We start from the raw sequence: 15,583 nt of genomic DNA on the forward strand, positions 1-15,583 counted from the left end.
AGGTGGGGCCATGGGACGTCTGAAGAACCTCGAAGTGCGTGCCAAGGACGTGATCAAGCGGCGCCTGGGAACGGGTCTGCCCGTCACGGTGTTCGACGAGCCGTACCTGCTCGTCGCGGTCCTGGGGCAGTCCAACGCGCACGGCGCCGGGATGGGATTGGACATGAGCGGACTCGACGCGCCGCATCCGAGAGTCCACCAGTGGGCTGCGTCGGGGAAGTCGAAGAACACCATCGTCGCAGGATCTGACCCCCTGTTCCACGAAGTGCCCTCCAAAGCAGTCGGATTCGCACCTGTCTTCGCCAGGGAGCTCGCGGACTCGACGGGCCGGCCCGTGCTGTTGGTCCCGTACGCACGGGGCGATTCGGCATTCGCGCGCGTCAACGGAGTGACCTGGGACCCCGCTGACCGTGCCGCCCGACTCAACCTGTTCTGGAACGGGATGGAGCGCATCCGATCCGCCCTCGCCCTGCACCCCGGCAACGAACTGGCCGCAGTGCTGTGGCACCAAGGCGAATCCGACGTACCGCTGACACCAGGGCCCGTGTACGCACAGAAACTGGACAGCGTGATCGACACCATCCGCGAAGAATTCGGCGACATACCCTTCGTCATCGGCCAGATGGTTCCCGACGAAATAGCGTCGGGACACCAGGACTATCCCGTCATCGACGCCGTGCACCGAGACACCCCCGATCGTCGGCCCCGCGTCGTCTTCGTCCCCGGTCCGGAGGGCCTCTACAACACCGAAACCGAGAAAATCCACTACAACGCCGCGGGGCAGCGTGACCTGGGCTCACGCATGTGGACGGCATTCAGCTCCATCTGAAACCGGCGTCGCTCGGCCGGATCTTCGAAGCCATGTCATCGAAGCTGTGGTCGGGCGTGGTGTAACAGTTGCGTCGATCTCAGCCGGGAAACCGCCTGTAATCGACGCAATTGTTACATCACTCCCGCGTTGTCCATCGGCGCCGAGTTCCTAGACTGTTGCGCGGTTCAGAATCAGATTCTTGTATCGATTCCATTCGATGCCCGAGACGCCGGCGGAGTAGACGTTGGTGTTCGTGGTGATGGCGAGGTCGATGACGAACTGCTCGTCGAGCAGAAGGTCCGAGAACTCTGTGTACGACGCTGCGGCCGTGTCGCTTTCCGGGTCGGCTTGCGTCCAGAGGCGGTCGACGATGGCGGTGTATTCGGGTGAGGTGTAGCCCGACAGGTTCTTTGCAGGCTTGAACGGTGCAGCGCCGGTGGCGAGGGTCGACGGGTTGAGTTGGGCGAATCCGTGTGGGTTGATCCACAGTTGGTGTTGGCCGCTGTTCAGGAACGGTGACAGTGTCGCTTGTTCGCGTGGGTCGAGGGTGACGGTGAATCCGATGTCGGCGAGATTGTTCTCGATGATCGCGGCGATGTTCCGTGCCGGTGCGAGACCGGTTCCGTAGGAGAGCAATACGGGTTGTGACGGTGGGCCTCCTGCGTCGGCGAGCAGCTGGCGTGCCTTGTCGAGGTCGCGGGAATAGAAGTCGCGGGCGGCCTCGTCGTAGGCAGGCGAGGACTCCGGCCAGGGGGCGCTGGAGGCGATGCCGACGCCGCCGAGGACCTCGTCGAGGATTCGCTCGCGGTCGACTGCGTAGGAGATTGCTTGTCGGATTCGTTTGTCGGCCAACGCCGGGTCCGCGACGTTCGCCCCGATGTAGTACGCCACGTCGAACACGTCTTCGTTCTCGACCTGGTATCCGTCGCCCGAGAAGGGCCTGGCGTCCTGGGCGGAGACACCGATGACGGCGTTGGTCTGACCGGAGCGCACCGAGGACAGGAGTGCGGAGTTGTCGGGTACCACTCGGATGGTGACCTTGTCCAGCAATGCGGGGGCGTCCCAGTAGCTCCCGTTGCGACTCCAATCCGACTGCCGGCCACGCTGCCAGGAATCGAAGACGAAGGGGCCGGTGCCCACGAACTGTTCGCCCGCGAGCAGTGCTGCTTCGGTGTCGGAGTCGGTGAGGAGGGCGAACTCGAGGAGGTCGTGGAGGTTGACCAGGGGATGCGTCAAGGTCAGTACGGCGACGTGGTCGTCGGAGGTGTCCACCGCCTCGATCGTGCGCGCGGCTGCCTGCAATTGCGAACCGGCAGTGTCCTTCGCGAGGTTCGTGAACGCGTACTCGACGTCCTTGGACGTGAAGGGTCGACCCGAATGGAATGTGACGTCGTCGCGGAGCTGCAGTGTCACGGTGAGGCCGTCGTCGGAAACCTCCCATGAGGTGGCGACGCGCGGAGTCGGTTCGAGCGTATCGGGGTCGAGGCGGACGAGTGTGTCGAAGACGAGTCCGCCGATGGTCATGGAGGTCAGTGACTGGGAGAAGATGGTCGCGGGGTTGAGGTCGCTGAGTGATCCGATCACCAGTGTGCCGCCTGCCTCTCCCGATCCGCTCTTCGCTTCCTCGACCGCCGACGAGCATGCGGCGAGGAGCAGTGCCGTTGCTCCCCCCGCTGTGCCGGTGAGGAATCCTCTGCGGGAAATCATGTGAGCCTTTCTGTTCGAAGCCGTGAATGTCCTAGTCCGCGAAAATCTCTGCCTCGGTCTCGATGCGGTCGACTGTCACCGGGGGAACCCGTACCGGTCCTGGGCGGTAGGTGACCGACTTCAGTGCACCGGTGTATCGGAAGACTCCTCGGCGTTCGCGCAGGTCCCAGGACACCGGTCCTCTCGAGTCGACTCCGACGGAGATGCCGGTCCACGGTGCCATCGCGACCAGTTGGACTTGGTTCGGGAGTGCTGCTACGTGCACAGCGTCGACCGATACGGCGAAGTCCCATCGCAATCCCGGTGCCACTGCGGCGTCGAGGGTGATGAGGGAGGCATCCGGCGGCACTGATGCACTCACCGATCTGTAGCGTCCAAAACTGTTGAAGCCGAGCACGATCTGTCCATCCTCCACGTAGAGGATGTACCCGCCCTGCGGATCGCCGTGCGCCACGAGTACCCCGTCGGCGACACTTCCGAGAGCAACGTCGATCGAGAAGTCTCGGTAGGCGATCAGCCTCGACGACCGGTAGCGCTCCAGGGTGGGCGTTCCAGGAAGGAGCGTGACAGGGTGGGACAGCTGCGCTTCTTCGGGCCTGCGCCGTGCGAGGTCGGCGCGCGTGACCAACGGGAATACCGTGTTCTCCCACGCAGCGCGCTCCCAAGCAGTTGCGAGTTCGGCGACCTTGTCCGGGAAGTCCGTGGATACGTCCTGTAGTTCGGTCGGGTCGGTATGCACGTCGAACAGTTGCCACTGCGGGGCGCCGACGTCCTCTCCCGCGAGGGCGAGCAGCTTCCAGCCGTCTCGGTAGAAGCCGCGATGTCCAGTGATCTCGGAATACTGTTCGAGGTGTCGCGACGGACCGTTGGAATGTAGTACTTCGGCGAACGACACACCGTCGAACGTCAGGGCAGGACGACCTTGCCGTTCGGCGGGCACGTTCAGTCCTGCGAGGTCGAGTAGCGTCGGCGCCAGGTCGGTCACGTACGCGTACTGATGGCGGATTTCTCCGCGCGCGGGTAGCCCTGCCGGCCACGACAGCACGAAGGGCACGCGCACACCGCCGGCGAATGTCTGACCCTTGTAGAACCGGAACGGCGTATTGGACGTCTGGCCCCACCCACGCGGATAGTGCACTCCCAACCGTGCTGTCCCGATGAGATCTTCGTCGTGGGGCACGTCACCGACCCAGTCCGGATCCTTCACACCTGCGAACTCCGCGAAGTAACTCCGTGTCCCTTCCGGCCCGCCTTCCGCTGTCCCTCCGTTGTCCGAGGTGAACACCACGATGGTGTTGTCGAGTTCACCGAGGTCCTCGATGACCTGCAGTACACGTCCGATGCTCTGGTCGATGCTGTCGACCATGCCTGCATAGACTTCCATGTAGCGCGCGAAGCGTCGTTGCTGGTCCTCGGTGAGCGAGTCCCATGGTTCGACGTCGTATCCGGGTTCGCTGTTGCGCGGTGCTTGCCGTGTTCCCTCGGGGAAGAGCCCGTCCGCGAGTTGCCGGGCAAATCGACTTTCGCGCAGCCTGTCCCACCCGGCGGCGTACTTGCCCCGATACTTCGCGCGATCTGCTTGCTTGGCCTGCAGTGGGCCGTGCATCGCCACGTGCGCGAAGTACATAAAGAACGGCTTCGGCGAGTGTGCTCGTAGATCCTTGATGTAGCCGACGGCGCGATCGGTCAGATCGTCCGTGAGGTAATAGTTCTCGGGGTACTCCTCGGTTTCGACCGCGCCGTTGTCGGAGGTCAACTGATTGGGGTGGAAGAACGAGTTCAGCCCTTCGAGCGACCCGTAGTAGCGGTCGAATCCGCGCTGCGTCGGCCACGAATCCTTGGTTCGGCCAGGACTCATGTTCGCATCGCGCACGAGGTGCCATTTTCCGACGGCATAGGTTGCATACCCGTTGTCACGCAACATCTCCGGTAGTGTCAGAGCGTCGTCCGCGAGCTCGAGACGTAGACCCGGAAAACCGGGGTCGGCGTTGGATACGTAGCCGTAGCCCGCGCGGTGAGCGTTGATGCCGGTCAGAAGTGACGCGCGGGACGGTGAACACAGCGGAGTCGTATGGTAATTGGTGAAACGCACACCCGACGCGGCCAGCCGGTCGAGGTGAGGAGTGTCGATCTCCGAGCCGTAAGGACCGGTGTCACTGAAGCCCATGTCGTCGATCAGAATGACGACGATGTTGGGGGCACCGGGGGGTGCGGACGGAGGATAGGTCCAGGCCGGGGTCGAGTCGGCAGCCGTTCTGCCGACTCGACCCTCGAATCCGTCGTACCCCCGCGCGTAGGGCGGAATCGACATCAGAGAGAGATGAGGACTGGCTCGTCGATGACCGAGTAGTGCTCTGCGTCGCCGGCGACGACGCGGCTCTTCTGCCCGTTCGGGTGGACCGGGACATCACCGGCGAGGGTGATGCGCTCGAGTCGTCGGTACTGGTCGTCCCAGTCGGCCACGGCGTAGTGCTGGGTGGCGCGGTTGTCCCAGATCGCAACGTCGCCGAGTGACCACGTCCACCGAACGGTGTTCTCCAGTTTGGTCACCCGGTCCTGGAGAAGGTTGAACAGCACCTGTGATTCCTTGGTCGGCAGGCCGATGAATCCCTTGATGAAGTGGCCGAGAACGAGGGTCTTCTCACCGGTTTCAGGGTGGACGCGCACCACAGGGTGCTCGGTCTCGAAGTACGTGGACTGGAATTCCTTTCGATACTCCGCCGACTTCTCGTTCTGGATCTTCTCTGCGGACGTCGCGGAATAGTCGTAGGCGTTCGAGTGCGTCGCCCACAGATTGTCGACAAGAGCCTTCAGCGAGTCCGGGAGGCTCTCGTAGGCTGCGACCTGCGATGCCCAGGTGGTGTTTCCGCCGTATTCCGGGAGCTGCACGGCGCGAAGAATCGATGCCTTGGGGATGCGGTCGACGAACGTGACGTCCGAGTGCCAGCTGTTGGCCTTGCCGTACTCGGAGTCGATGGCAAGAGTCTTCGTGCCCCGCGATGTCACGGTGGGGTGCGGCGTCGTCGGAGAACCGAGAAGCTCGGCGAACGCGTACTGACTTTCGTCGTCGAGGTGGTCCTGTCCGCTGAAGAAGATGACCTTGTGTTCGAGCAGTGCGCGCCGGATGAAGTCGACGGTCTCCGTGTCCAGGTCACCGCCCAGGCGGACACCCTCGATACGCGCGCCGATCTTGCCGCCGACCTTCACTGCCCGAAGGGATGTCGCGGTAACGGTGTCTACTGACATGGAGCGAGCCTTTCCGTCGGAGGTGCACTGCACGAAAAATAGAGGCGCAGTGCGGGATTGCATCACCGCACCATAGAACCGTCGAGCAATCCACAGTTTGGATCACGAAGATTGCAAGTGCCTCGAAACGTTGTGGTTCCGCAGGTGCCGGTGCTAGCTTCGCTGCACACTTGCGTCTCTCCTTGAAAGCGAATCGTCTTGAGTACAAACATGTCTTTCGACCGGCGCACTCTGCTGCGCGGTGCGGGCCTGAGCGCGCTGGCCATCTTCGGTGCGGCCGCGTGCTCGTCCGCGGTGGGTGAGCAGCAGGACGCAGGCTCGTCCGACGCGACCCCGGTGCGCGGCGGGACGCTGAAAACTGCGGTGACGCAGGACGTGGTGCCGGCGAACTTCCTGACCAACACTGCGGGTGCGACAACGGTCATCGGCCTCGTCTACGAAAGCTTGATCCGGTATCCGCACGACGAGGTATCGCCGACGCCTTTGCTTGCAGAGTCGTGGACACTCGCCGACGACGGCCTGTCGCTCACGCTCGAACTGCGAGACGATGTCACGTTCCATTCCGGGAGGCCGTTCACCTCGACGGATGCCGAGTTCTCGATTCGCACCTACGCGGACCCCACGTGGACGGCGCAGTTGCGCAGTACCGCGGCGGCGATCACGGCCTTCGACACCACCGATCCGCACCGGCTCGTACTGACGTTCGCGCACCCCCTGGGCAACATCTTCGATCTCCTCGACACCGTCCCGATCCTGGACAGCGAATCGATCGACCAGCTGAGGACGGGTGAGAAGTTCGTCGGTACCGGTCCTTTCGTTCTCACCGAACGCACGCCGAACCAGTCGCTCACCTTCGTCCGCAACGACAGTTACCGGGTGCCGGAGCGCCCGTATCTGGATCGCGTGGAAGTGTCGATCATCCCCGACGCCCAGGCGTTGACGAACGCCATCAGGTCGGGTCAGGTGCAGGCGGTCACCAACATCAACTACCGCGACGCGGAGACGCTCGCGAACGGCGGGGCACACACGAGCAACAACCTCGAAGGTGCCGAACTGCAGATCTACGTCGGCACCAACGTGCAGAACCCGGCACTGTCCGACGTCCGGCTGCGTCGGGCGATCGCGTTCGCGCTGGACCGGGACCGGATCATCGCCGAGGTATTCCGGGGTGCCGGATACCCGATCAATGTCCCGTGGCCGAAAACGTCACCCGCGTACGACGAGGACCTCAACGCGACCTTCACCCTCGATACGGACCGCGCGAAAGCGTTGGTCGCCGAGGTCGGAAACATTCCCGCCCTGCCGCTGACCTATCAGGCGGGAAACCCGTACTACGAGGCGACCGCGCAGATCGTGCAGGCGAACCTGGCCGAGATCGGCGTCACGGTCGAACTCGATCCGGTCGAGAGTGCCGCATTCGTGAAACAGCTGATCGGGCAACAGTTCCCCGCGCTGTGGGTGACGTTCCATTCCTGGGCGCAGTACACGCCGTCGACGCTGACGGTCAGCGCGTATCCGTTCAATGCACTGAAGAACGCGTCACGGTACGAGTCGCCCTCGTATCAGGCTGCTGCCGACGCGGCGTGGCAAGTGGCCGACGGCACCGGCGACGAGGCGAAGGAGAAGTACTCGGCGGTCAGCCAGGAGCTGCTCGAAAGCTTGTTCCTGATCGAGATCGGCGTGACGTTCAACCAGGTTGTCACCGCCAACAGCGTGCACGGTCTCGATTGGACGAAGCGATCGGAAGTCCTGCTGACGGATGTCTTTCTGTCATGACGCGCTACCTGCTGCACAAGATTCCGTCGGCACTGCTCGTACTGTTCCTCGCGTCCGTCGTCATCTTCCTGGTGCTCCGCCTGGTACCGGGTGACGCCGCGACGACGTTGGCCGGGCCCGACGCGTCCGAGGAATCCATCGCCGCGATCAGAGCGCAACTGGGACTGGACAAATCGATCCCGGTTCAGTACTCGACCTGGCTCTGGGGCGTGGTCACGTTCGACCTCGGGCGCTCGTACGTCATCGGCGGAACCATTGCGGACCTGGTGTTCGACGGCCTGCTCAACACCGTCGTGCTGTCGGTGACGGCGCTGCTGCTGGCGGTCGTGGTGTCGGTCGGGCTTTCGGTTGAGTCCGTGGCGTGGCCGAGACGCTGGCTCACCGCGCTGGTCAACGGTGCCAACACCGTTGCCGTGGCGTTGCCGCCGTTCGTGTCCGGTGTGCTGCTCGTTCTGTTCTTCGCTGTGTTGCTGCCGGTACTGCCGGCGGGCGGGGTACCGCCCGACGGGTTCCTCGCTCGTCCCGACATCACCGTGCAGTATCTGCTTCTCCCCGCCGTGTGCCTGGCATTACCGGTGGCGGCCGCTCTGACGCGGTTTCTGACGGAGTCCCTGCGCACCGAACTGAAACAGCCCTACATCACCACAGCTCGGTCCCTGGGAGTGTCGCAGTGGAATCTGGTGTCGCGCTCGGCGCTGCGAAACGCACTGCCCACGATGGTCACCGCGTTGGGTCTGCAGACCGGGCAGTTGCTCGGGGGTGCTGTTCTGGTCGAGGCGATCTTCGCGTGGCCAGGTATCGGTCAGTTGATCGAGCAGGGCATCAGCCGGCGTGATTACCCCGTCGTGCAGGTCTTGCTGCTGTTGTCCGTGACGGTGTTCGTCGCAGTCCAGCTCCTGACCGATGTGGTGCACGCCTACCTCGACCCCCGGATTCGCATCGGAGCACCGTCATGACCGTCCTCGACGAACCAGTAAGGACGCGGACCAGGTGGAGTGGCCTGACGAGTGGTCAGGGGCTGGTGGGAGTGATCATCGTCGGTGTCATTGCGCTGGCCGGTATCTTCGCTCCGCTGTTGGCTCCGTACGATCCGCTGGAACAGATCTCCGGCGCAAACTTGCTGGCGCCCAACGCGGATCATTGGCTGGGAACCGACCAGGTCAACCGCGACGTGCTCTCGCGAGTGCTGTACGGCATCAGAATCGATCTCGAGATCGCATTTCTCGCGGTGCCGATCGGTGCGATCATCGGTGGTCTCGTCGGGTTGGTGTCGACGCTGCATCCGGCGGCCGACACTGCTGCACAACGAATCTTCGACGTCGTGCTGGCCTTCCCCGCCTTGATCCTCGCCATCACGCTCGCCGCCATCATCGGTCCTGGTGCGTTCACCGTCGGCGTGGTGATCGTCCTGGCCGAGCTGCCGATTTTCGGTCGGTTGATCAGAACATCGGTGCTGAAGGTGCGGGAACAACCGTACGTCGAAGCGGCCGAGGTCATCGGAGCGGGCAAGCTGTTCGTCCTGCGCACGCACGTGCTGCCGAACTCGCTGGAGCCCATCGGAGTTCAGGTAGCGCTGTCGCTCTCCCTCGCCGTGTTCGTCGAGAGTGCGATGAGTTTCATCGGTATCGGCGTCCGGCCGCCGGAACCGTCGCTCGGGTCGATCATCTCCGACTCCATCCCGAATCTGGACATCAACGCGGCGTTCGCTGTCGGACCGCTCGTCGTCGTCGCACTGCTCGTCCTCGGCTTTCTCCTCATCGCCCAGGGCATCGGACGGGAGCGCCGGTCATGACCTTGTTGAAGATCGAAGATCTCACCATCGCGTTCGGGACGGCTGCACCGGTCGTCGACGGGGTGAGCATCGGCGTCGACGACGGTGAGATAGTCGCACTGGTGGGTGAGTCCGGTTCCGGTAAGTCGCTCACGGCCCGAACGATTCTCGGGTTGCTACCCGACGGTGCCGACGCGACCGGCTCGGTGACTCTCGGAGACACACAGTTGATCGGCGCGAACGAGGCTCTGCTCGGGTCCGTCCGAGGCGTCCGGGCAGCGATGATCTTCCAGGAGCCGCAGACCGCTCTCAACCCGGTCCAGAAGATCGGGTGGCAGATCACGCAAGCTCTGCAGGCACACGGCAGGATATCCAAGTCCGCGGCTCGCTCCCGGGCGATCGAACTGCTGGAACTGGTGGAGATTCCCGACGCCGCATCCCGGGTCGATTGGTATCCGCATCAGCTGTCCGGGGGCCAGAAGCAGCGTGTCGTCATCGCCCTCGCACTGTCCGGTGAACCTGACCTTCTGATCGCCGACGAGCCGACCACAGCGCTGGACGTCACCGTGCAGGCCGAGATACTCGACCTGTTGCAGCGGCTGCGTAAGACTCGTGGCACAGCCATTCTGTTGATCACCCACAACATGGGGGTCGTCGCGGAGATCGCCGATTCGGTCGTGGTGATGCGCGAGGGCCGAGTGCTCGAGAGGCAGCCGGTGGACCGGTTGTTCTCCGATCCGTCGCACCAGTACACCCGCGATCTACTCGACGCGGTTCCACGACTGCACGAGGTCCGTGATCGGCTGCACGAGAAAGGATCCACCGAGGTCCTCCGCCTGAGCGACGTCTCCGTCGTGTATCCGGGTCGCTTCGGTGCGGCGTCCTTCACCGCGATCGAGGGCGTCGACCTGACGCTCTCGGCCGGCGAAGTGGTCGGATTGGTCGGTGAATCCGGTTCGGGAAAAACGACTCTCGGCCGACTCGCGCTGGGGCTGGTGCCTGCGACCACCGGCAGAGTCGAGCTACTCGGGGCGACGGTCGGACACTTGCGTGCGTCGGAACTGCGGGCGCTTCGGCGAGGCGTCGCGCTGGTGCATCAGGATCCTGCGGCCTCGCTGGACCCGCGCCGCAGCGTCGGGCAGAGCATCGGTGAGCCTTTGGTGGTGCACAAAGTGGCCACCGGCGCCGAGTTGCGCTCGAGGACGAAGCAACTGCTCGAATCGGTCCGTTTACCAGCGGACTTCGTGGACCGCAGACCGTCGGAGCTCTCGGGTGGGCAGCGTCAGCGCGTCGCACTGGCTCGGGCTCTCGCGCTGTCGCCGAAGCTGCTGGTAGCGGACGAGCCGACGAGTGCGCTCGATGTGTCGGTGCAAGCTCACGTACTGGAGTTGTTCGCCGAGTTGCGGGAAGAATTCGGCTTCGCCTGCCTCTTCGTCAGCCATGACCTGGCTGTAGTGGACAGCGTCGCCGATCGGGTCGTCGTACTTCGGCGCGGGACAGTGGTGGAGGAGGGGCGCGCCGCTGAGGTGTTCCGGAACCCGCACCACGAGTACACCCGACATCTGATCGAGAGTGCACCCGCTGCACCCGTGCGGGCCGGATGAGGCGGTTCGGCGCGCACGGGTGACAGAGGGTTACTTCACGACATCGGCGAGCCAGATGTCGGAGATGGTTTCTGCGGCCCAGGGGAGGCTGAGGGCGCTGGCGCCGCGGCGGAGGACCCAGGTGGCCTGCGATCCCGAGTTCGGCTGGGCGTCGTTGACGGCGTGATAGCGGCCGTCGACGACGGGCGGGAGGCGCTGGAAGAGCCCGGAGGACTCCCGGGCCTGCTGGGTGGCGTCGTCGAAGTACGAGACGATCAGGATGTCGCCGTCCAGTTTCTCGAGTGCTTCGTCCCCGACGGCGGGATCGTCGGTGAATTCGGCGGCGATGGGGTTGGGTGTGAATCCCAGATCCGTCATGAAGGATTCGGCGGTGCCGCCTGCGACGGAGTAGTAGTCGATGCCGCTGTCGGCGCCGTAATCCGTTGCGATCGTGACGGTTTTGCCCTCGTACTCGGGATGTGCGGCGGCGACGTCGGCGATTCTGCGGTCGGCCTCGTCGATGACGGCCTCCGATGCAGCTCGAAGATCGAGGACCTCGCCGACGATGCGCTGGCCCTCGCGCCAGTCCGCCTTGTCACCCGGGAGGGTGGACAGGTCGACGTAGGGTGCGATGTCGGTGAGTCGATCCACGTCCGTCTGTTCGAGACCGTAGTTCAGCGAAATGATGACGTCGGGGTTCGTGTTGGCGATGTTCTCGAAGTTCACCGGGTCGCTGCGGGTCGCTCCGTCGACGAATTCGATCTGCGAGAAGTAGTCGGTGTCTCGCCATTCCCAGACCGGATCCTCGGTCAGCGCGTACACCGGCGTGACGTCGAGTGCTTGGAGGGCGTCGAGGCCGGTGTTGAAGCCGATCACTGCGACGCGTTCGGGACGCTCGGCGATGACGAAATCGCCCGCCCAAGTGTCCACTGTGAGGGGGTACTGCGTGGTGCCTTCGGCATCGGGCAGGAGTCCGGACGCCGGGGAGTCGGTACCGCTTCCCTCCGGGTTCTCGGACGACGAGCATCCGACGAGCGCCAGCGCGGCCGTGGCGGCGACAACGGGTATCAGGCGCGACCAGCGTCGCCTCGCAGTGGTGGAGTGCATGGACAGATCCCCTTCTAAGTAGACAATTCGGACAACAGGTTAGGCTACGCTACCCTCAAGTCTTGCTCAGTGTGGGACAGGCAGGATGTACGCGTCGAACGTGACGTTCGACGCATCGCTGCAGCGCACAGCGCCGCTGAGCTGAACGAATGTAAAGTTAGTGTCCGCCTGGCCGTTGAAAACCGAGCATCGCACGGGCATCATCTGTGGCATGCAGCAGACCATCACCACAGAAGAACAGCGCGCCCTCGACGAGATCCGTTCGAGGCTTGCTGTCCAATTCCCCGAGGCCGATGTCGACGCGGCCGTGGCGGAGGCGCATCGGAAGTTCGACGGCGGGTCGATTCGAGATTTCGTGCCGCTGTTCGTGGAGAAGGACGCGATCGCGCGTCTGTCCTGATGCGCTAACCCGTCGGCGCCGGCTGGCACGCTGGGCACCACCAGGTTCGGCGTCGCGCGGGATCGCCGGGGACTTCGGCGGTGACGGCGATGGTGGTCCCGCATCGAAGGCAGGGCTTGCCTGCACGGCCGGCGACCCAGTGCTGCCGTCCTTTTCGGCGGTCACCCGTGGTGACCTGGTGAGCTCCGTCGACTGTGGCGGAATGCGTCATCGCCCGGTGCAGCAACGCGACGAGCGCGGGTGCATCCACCGAATCGGCCGGTCGCTGCGGGTGCAGGCCACGCAGGAAGCAGAGTTCGTTGGCCCACAGGTTTCCGGGCCCGGCGACGACGCGTTGATCGAGCAATGCCGAGATGATGGGCACGCTGCCTTGCGCCCTGACGTTCGATGCGGCCAGCGCGGCGTCGAAATCGTCGTGCAGTGGATCGGGCCCGAGGTGCGCGAGAAGTCGGTTCATGTCGGGGCGGGAGCCGTAGTCGACGACGGGGAGCGTCAGACCGTAGGCGGTGGGTCCGTCCGTGCAGGACAGCTGAACTCGGACATCGGGGTTCAACCGCGTGGGCAGTCGGCGGCCGGGACGCGTGACGGTCCAGGAACCGGTCATCTTCAGATGGGTGTGCAGCGTGGCCCCGTCGTCGAAGTCGGTGAACAGATGTTTGCCATGGGTGCGGTGCCCGGTGATCACCCGCCCGGCGAGATCGACGGTCGCGTGCGCCGGGACGTTCAACCTGCCGAGGCGCAGTGTCTGCCCGTCCAGCGCCGCTCTCAGGCGTCGGGCGAGGCGGTAGACGGAGTCACCTTCGGGCACGCGGCGTTCTCACGCTTGTCGCAGTAGCGCGGTCGTGCGTTCAGCATCGACGGGGCGCCCCAGGTGGAATCCTTGTGCCAGATGGCATCCGGCGGCTGCGAGTGCGTCGTACTGCGCCTGGTTCTCGACGCCTTCGCCGACGACGGTGACGTCGAATGCGATGGCGAGCATGACGATCGCGGAGACGACTGCTTCGGCACGTTCCCCGGGCAGTTCGGCAATGTAGGACCTGTCGATCTTGAGGCACTCGAACGTCGGGTAGCGGTCGAGGTAGGCGATGGAACCGTAGCCTTTGCCGAGGTCGTCGAGCAGCAGTGCGACGCCCATCGCGCCGAGGGCTGCGAGGGTCGCGGAGACGCGGGCGGTGTCGGAGACCCATACGGTTTCGGTGATTTCGAGGCCGAGGGCCTCCGGCGGTAGCCCGGTCTCGCGTAGGACGGCGGCGACGTCGTCGGGAAAAGCGCTGTTGCGCAGTTGAAGAGCGCTGACGTTGACGCGGATGGTGATGTCGGAGAACGTTCTCCACTGCACTGCCTGCGCGCAGGCAGTGCGGAGCGCCCACGAGCCGAGGGCTGTGGCCAGGCCGGTTCTTTCCGCTACGGCGACGAACTCGGTCGGTTCGATCGGCCCTCGCTCCGGATGGTTCCAGCGTGCCAGTGCCTCGACTGCGACGATCTTGCCGGTCGAGATCTGTATCAGCGGTTGATAATGCAGCCTGAGATCCCCTGCGGCCAGTGCATTTCGAAGGTCGATGGACAACGAGCGGACGCGGTCCGCGTCGTACAGGTCGTCTCGGTCGAAGAGCGCGTACCCGCCGTCGCCGCTGTCCTTGGCGCGGTACATCGCCAGGTCGGCTCGGTGAATGAGATCGCGCCGGGACATCGACGGTTCCGACAGGGCGATGCCGATGCTGACGCTCATCGGGATCGGGCCGTCGCCCGGACGCAGCGGTGCGCTCAGCTTCGAAATGATGTGACGAGCATAGTCTTCTGCCTGGTCGGGTCCGTCGATGTTCTGGTACATGATGAGGAACTCGTCGCCGCCGAGCCGGGCCACGGTGCCGCGTTCTCCGACGGCGTCGGTGAGGCGCTCGCTGAACCGGACGAGTGCACGGTCGCCGCTCTCGTGTCCGAGGCTGTCGTTGATGATCTTGAAATCGTCGATGTCGAGCAGCAGGAGCGCAACGTGACTGCGTTCCGAATGGTTGCGCATGAGCGCGTCGTCGATGAACTCGTACGCCAGCGTCCGGTTGGGGAGCGACGTCAAAGCGTCGTGCATGCTCTTGAGCCACAGCTGTCGATCCAGCTCCACTCGTTTGAGTGCCGATGTCACGACGCTGGCGACGGCGGCGAGGAAGCTCATCTCGTCGGCGCTGTACATGCGCGGCTCGTACCCGTACACGGCCAGTGCTCCCCAGTGTTCGGACGAGGCGAAGGGCACCGGCACCGCTGCCCCGCTACGCATCTGGAGGCTTTCCATGGTCGAGGTGTCGAAGCGATCCTCGGTGGTGATGTCCGGGCAGATCACCGGGATGTTGTGCTGCAGTGCGTAACCGGCCATGGAGTGATTGCCGGCCGGAATGGACGCGCGAGTGGACAGGGTTCTGCTGGCAGCGAGAACGTTGAGGGTGCTGTCGCCGGTGTGCGCCTGGTGGACGACCGCTGCGGATTCGACGCCGAGAAGCGTCGCGGCGGCCAGCGCTGCGGCCGACATCAACTGTGCGAGGTCCGCATGTACGGCAAGGCGGCTGAGTTCGGCGAGCGCCTGCTGCTCGGCGGCATGCTGCCGGGCAGTCGCGGCCACGGCCTGAAGTTCCTCGTCGCGGTGATGCCCGGCCGTTCGGTCGCGGATGATCGTCGCGATTTTTCCGGGCACACCGTCGTGGTTCTCGAGGACGAAAGCCGACACGGCGACGGGGATCGCCACGTCCGTGCGGTGGTGGCGAAGTTCGCTCAGCCCTCGCCAGTGACCGTGATTTCTCAGGCTCGCCTCGACCTCGTCGGCCACCAGGAGGCCGCGAACGGTGAAGAACATGTCCGTGGTGAGGACCTCGTCGTCCGTCAGGGAATCGAGGCCCACGAGTGCGCGTCCGGCTGGATTGACGTACAGCACCGCACCCGAGAATTCGGACAATGCGATCAAATCGGGCGACAGGTCCAGTATCGCCTGCAGTACGGCCAGGTCATCGGTCGGATCCGGCATAGCCGTCCTTTCAGGCCAACTGACAGTCGACAACACATCGTATGGCCTGGCCCAGCCGAAAGTACTGGATCCGTTAGAGCGCACAAGAGCCGTCGGATACCCCGCGACGGCGGAACCGAATCACTTGGCCTCTTCCGCCGACAAACCTTTTGGTTTCCCTGCACACTGACGA

Annotated in this window: 12 protein-coding genes; 6 read left to right on the forward strand and 6 right to left on the reverse strand. The window is 64.3% G+C overall.

What is annotated here, in order from left to right; all coding sequences use genetic code 11:
• Window positions 1–10: 10 nt before the first annotated feature.
• On the forward strand, window positions 11–829 hold the full coding sequence (locus H292_RS0104145) for a sialate O-acetylesterase (protein ID WP_020110536.1): 819 nt from the start codon (window positions 11–13) through the stop codon (window positions 827–829).
• A 150-nt stretch (window positions 830–979) separates the two neighbouring features.
• On the opposite strand, the gene H292_RS0104150 is transcribed toward H292_RS0104145, so the two are convergent.
• From H292_RS0104150 to H292_RS0104160, 3 genes are read right to left on the reverse strand one after another with little or no spacing between them, the layout of a single operon-like run.
• Window positions 980–2,518: an ABC transporter substrate-binding protein gene (locus tag H292_RS0104150; RefSeq protein ID WP_020110537.1), complete on the reverse strand. Its 1,539-nt coding sequence runs from the start codon at window positions 2,516–2,518 to the stop codon at window positions 980–982.
• Between the two features lie 31 nt (window positions 2,519–2,549).
• Window positions 2,550–4,829: an arylsulfatase gene (locus H292_RS0104155; protein WP_020110538.1), complete on the reverse strand. Its 2,280-nt coding sequence runs from the start codon at window positions 4,827–4,829 to the stop codon at window positions 2,550–2,552.
• Window positions 4,829–5,764 (reverse strand): TauD/TfdA dioxygenase family protein, encoded by a 936-nt coding sequence (locus H292_RS0104160; RefSeq protein WP_027498595.1) that lies wholly within the window; start codon window positions 5,762–5,764, stop codon window positions 4,829–4,831. Before H292_RS0104160 ends, H292_RS0104155 begins: the two co-directional genes overlap by 1 nt.
• 210 nt (window positions 5,765–5,974) lie before the next feature.
• On the opposite strand from H292_RS0104160, the gene H292_RS0104165 reads away from it, so the two are divergent.
• The 4 genes from H292_RS0104165 to H292_RS0104180 are packed head-to-tail and all read left to right on the forward strand — an operon-like array spanning window position 5,975 to window position 10,915.
• Window positions 5,975–7,540 carry an ABC transporter substrate-binding protein gene (locus H292_RS0104165; RefSeq protein WP_019665653.1) on the forward strand — a complete coding sequence of 522 codons (1,566 nt, stop codon included), beginning with the start codon at window positions 5,975–5,977 and terminating at the stop codon, window positions 7,538–7,540.
• The gene (locus H292_RS0104170; protein WP_020110539.1) at window positions 7,537–8,496 is read left to right on the forward strand and encodes an ABC transporter permease; all 960 of its coding nucleotides are present in this window, start codon (window positions 7,537–7,539) and stop codon (window positions 8,494–8,496) included. Before H292_RS0104165 ends, H292_RS0104170 begins: the two co-directional genes overlap by 4 nt.
• On the forward strand, window positions 8,493–9,332 hold the full coding sequence (locus H292_RS0104175; protein WP_027498596.1) for an ABC transporter permease: 840 nt from the start codon (window positions 8,493–8,495) through the stop codon (window positions 9,330–9,332). Before H292_RS0104170 ends, H292_RS0104175 begins: the two co-directional genes overlap by 4 nt.
• Window positions 9,329–10,915, forward strand: coding sequence for a dipeptide ABC transporter ATP-binding protein (locus H292_RS0104180; protein WP_020110541.1), 1,587 nt, complete (start codon window positions 9,329–9,331; stop codon window positions 10,913–10,915). The genes H292_RS0104175 and H292_RS0104180 overlap by 4 nt, the downstream gene beginning before the upstream one ends.
• Window positions 10,916–10,945: 30 nt before the next feature.
• On the opposite strand, the gene H292_RS0104185 is transcribed toward H292_RS0104180, so the two are convergent.
• Window positions 10,946–12,001 (reverse strand): ABC transporter substrate-binding protein, encoded by a 1,056-nt coding sequence (locus H292_RS0104185; protein WP_020110542.1) that lies wholly within the window; start codon window positions 11,999–12,001, stop codon window positions 10,946–10,948.
• Window positions 12,002–12,212: 211 nt separating this feature from the next.
• On the opposite strand from H292_RS0104185, the gene H292_RS0104190 reads away from it, so the two are divergent.
• Window positions 12,213–12,401 (forward strand): three-helix bundle dimerization domain-containing protein, encoded by a 189-nt coding sequence (locus tag H292_RS0104190; protein WP_033188998.1) that lies wholly within the window; start codon window positions 12,213–12,215, stop codon window positions 12,399–12,401.
• 4 nt (window positions 12,402–12,405) lie between these two features.
• On the opposite strand, the gene H292_RS0104195 is transcribed toward H292_RS0104190, so the two are convergent.
• Both H292_RS0104195 and H292_RS0104200 read right to left on the reverse strand, forming a co-directional pair.
• On the reverse strand, window positions 12,406–13,209 hold the full coding sequence (locus tag H292_RS0104195; RefSeq protein ID WP_020110544.1) for a DNA-formamidopyrimidine glycosylase family protein: 804 nt from the start codon (window positions 13,207–13,209) through the stop codon (window positions 12,406–12,408).
• A gap of 9 nt (window positions 13,210–13,218) precedes the next feature.
• A complete protein-coding gene (locus H292_RS0104200; RefSeq protein ID WP_020110545.1) occupies window positions 13,219–15,411 on the reverse strand; it encodes a putative bifunctional diguanylate cyclase/phosphodiesterase in 2,193 nt (730 codons plus the stop codon).
• Between the last annotated feature and the right edge of the window lie 172 nt (window positions 15,412–15,583).

The sequence above is a fragment of the Rhodococcus sp. 114MFTsu3.1 genome (assembly GCF_000383555.1).
Lineage (GTDB): Bacteria > Actinomycetota > Actinomycetes > Mycobacteriales > Mycobacteriaceae > Rhodococcoides > Rhodococcoides fascians_E.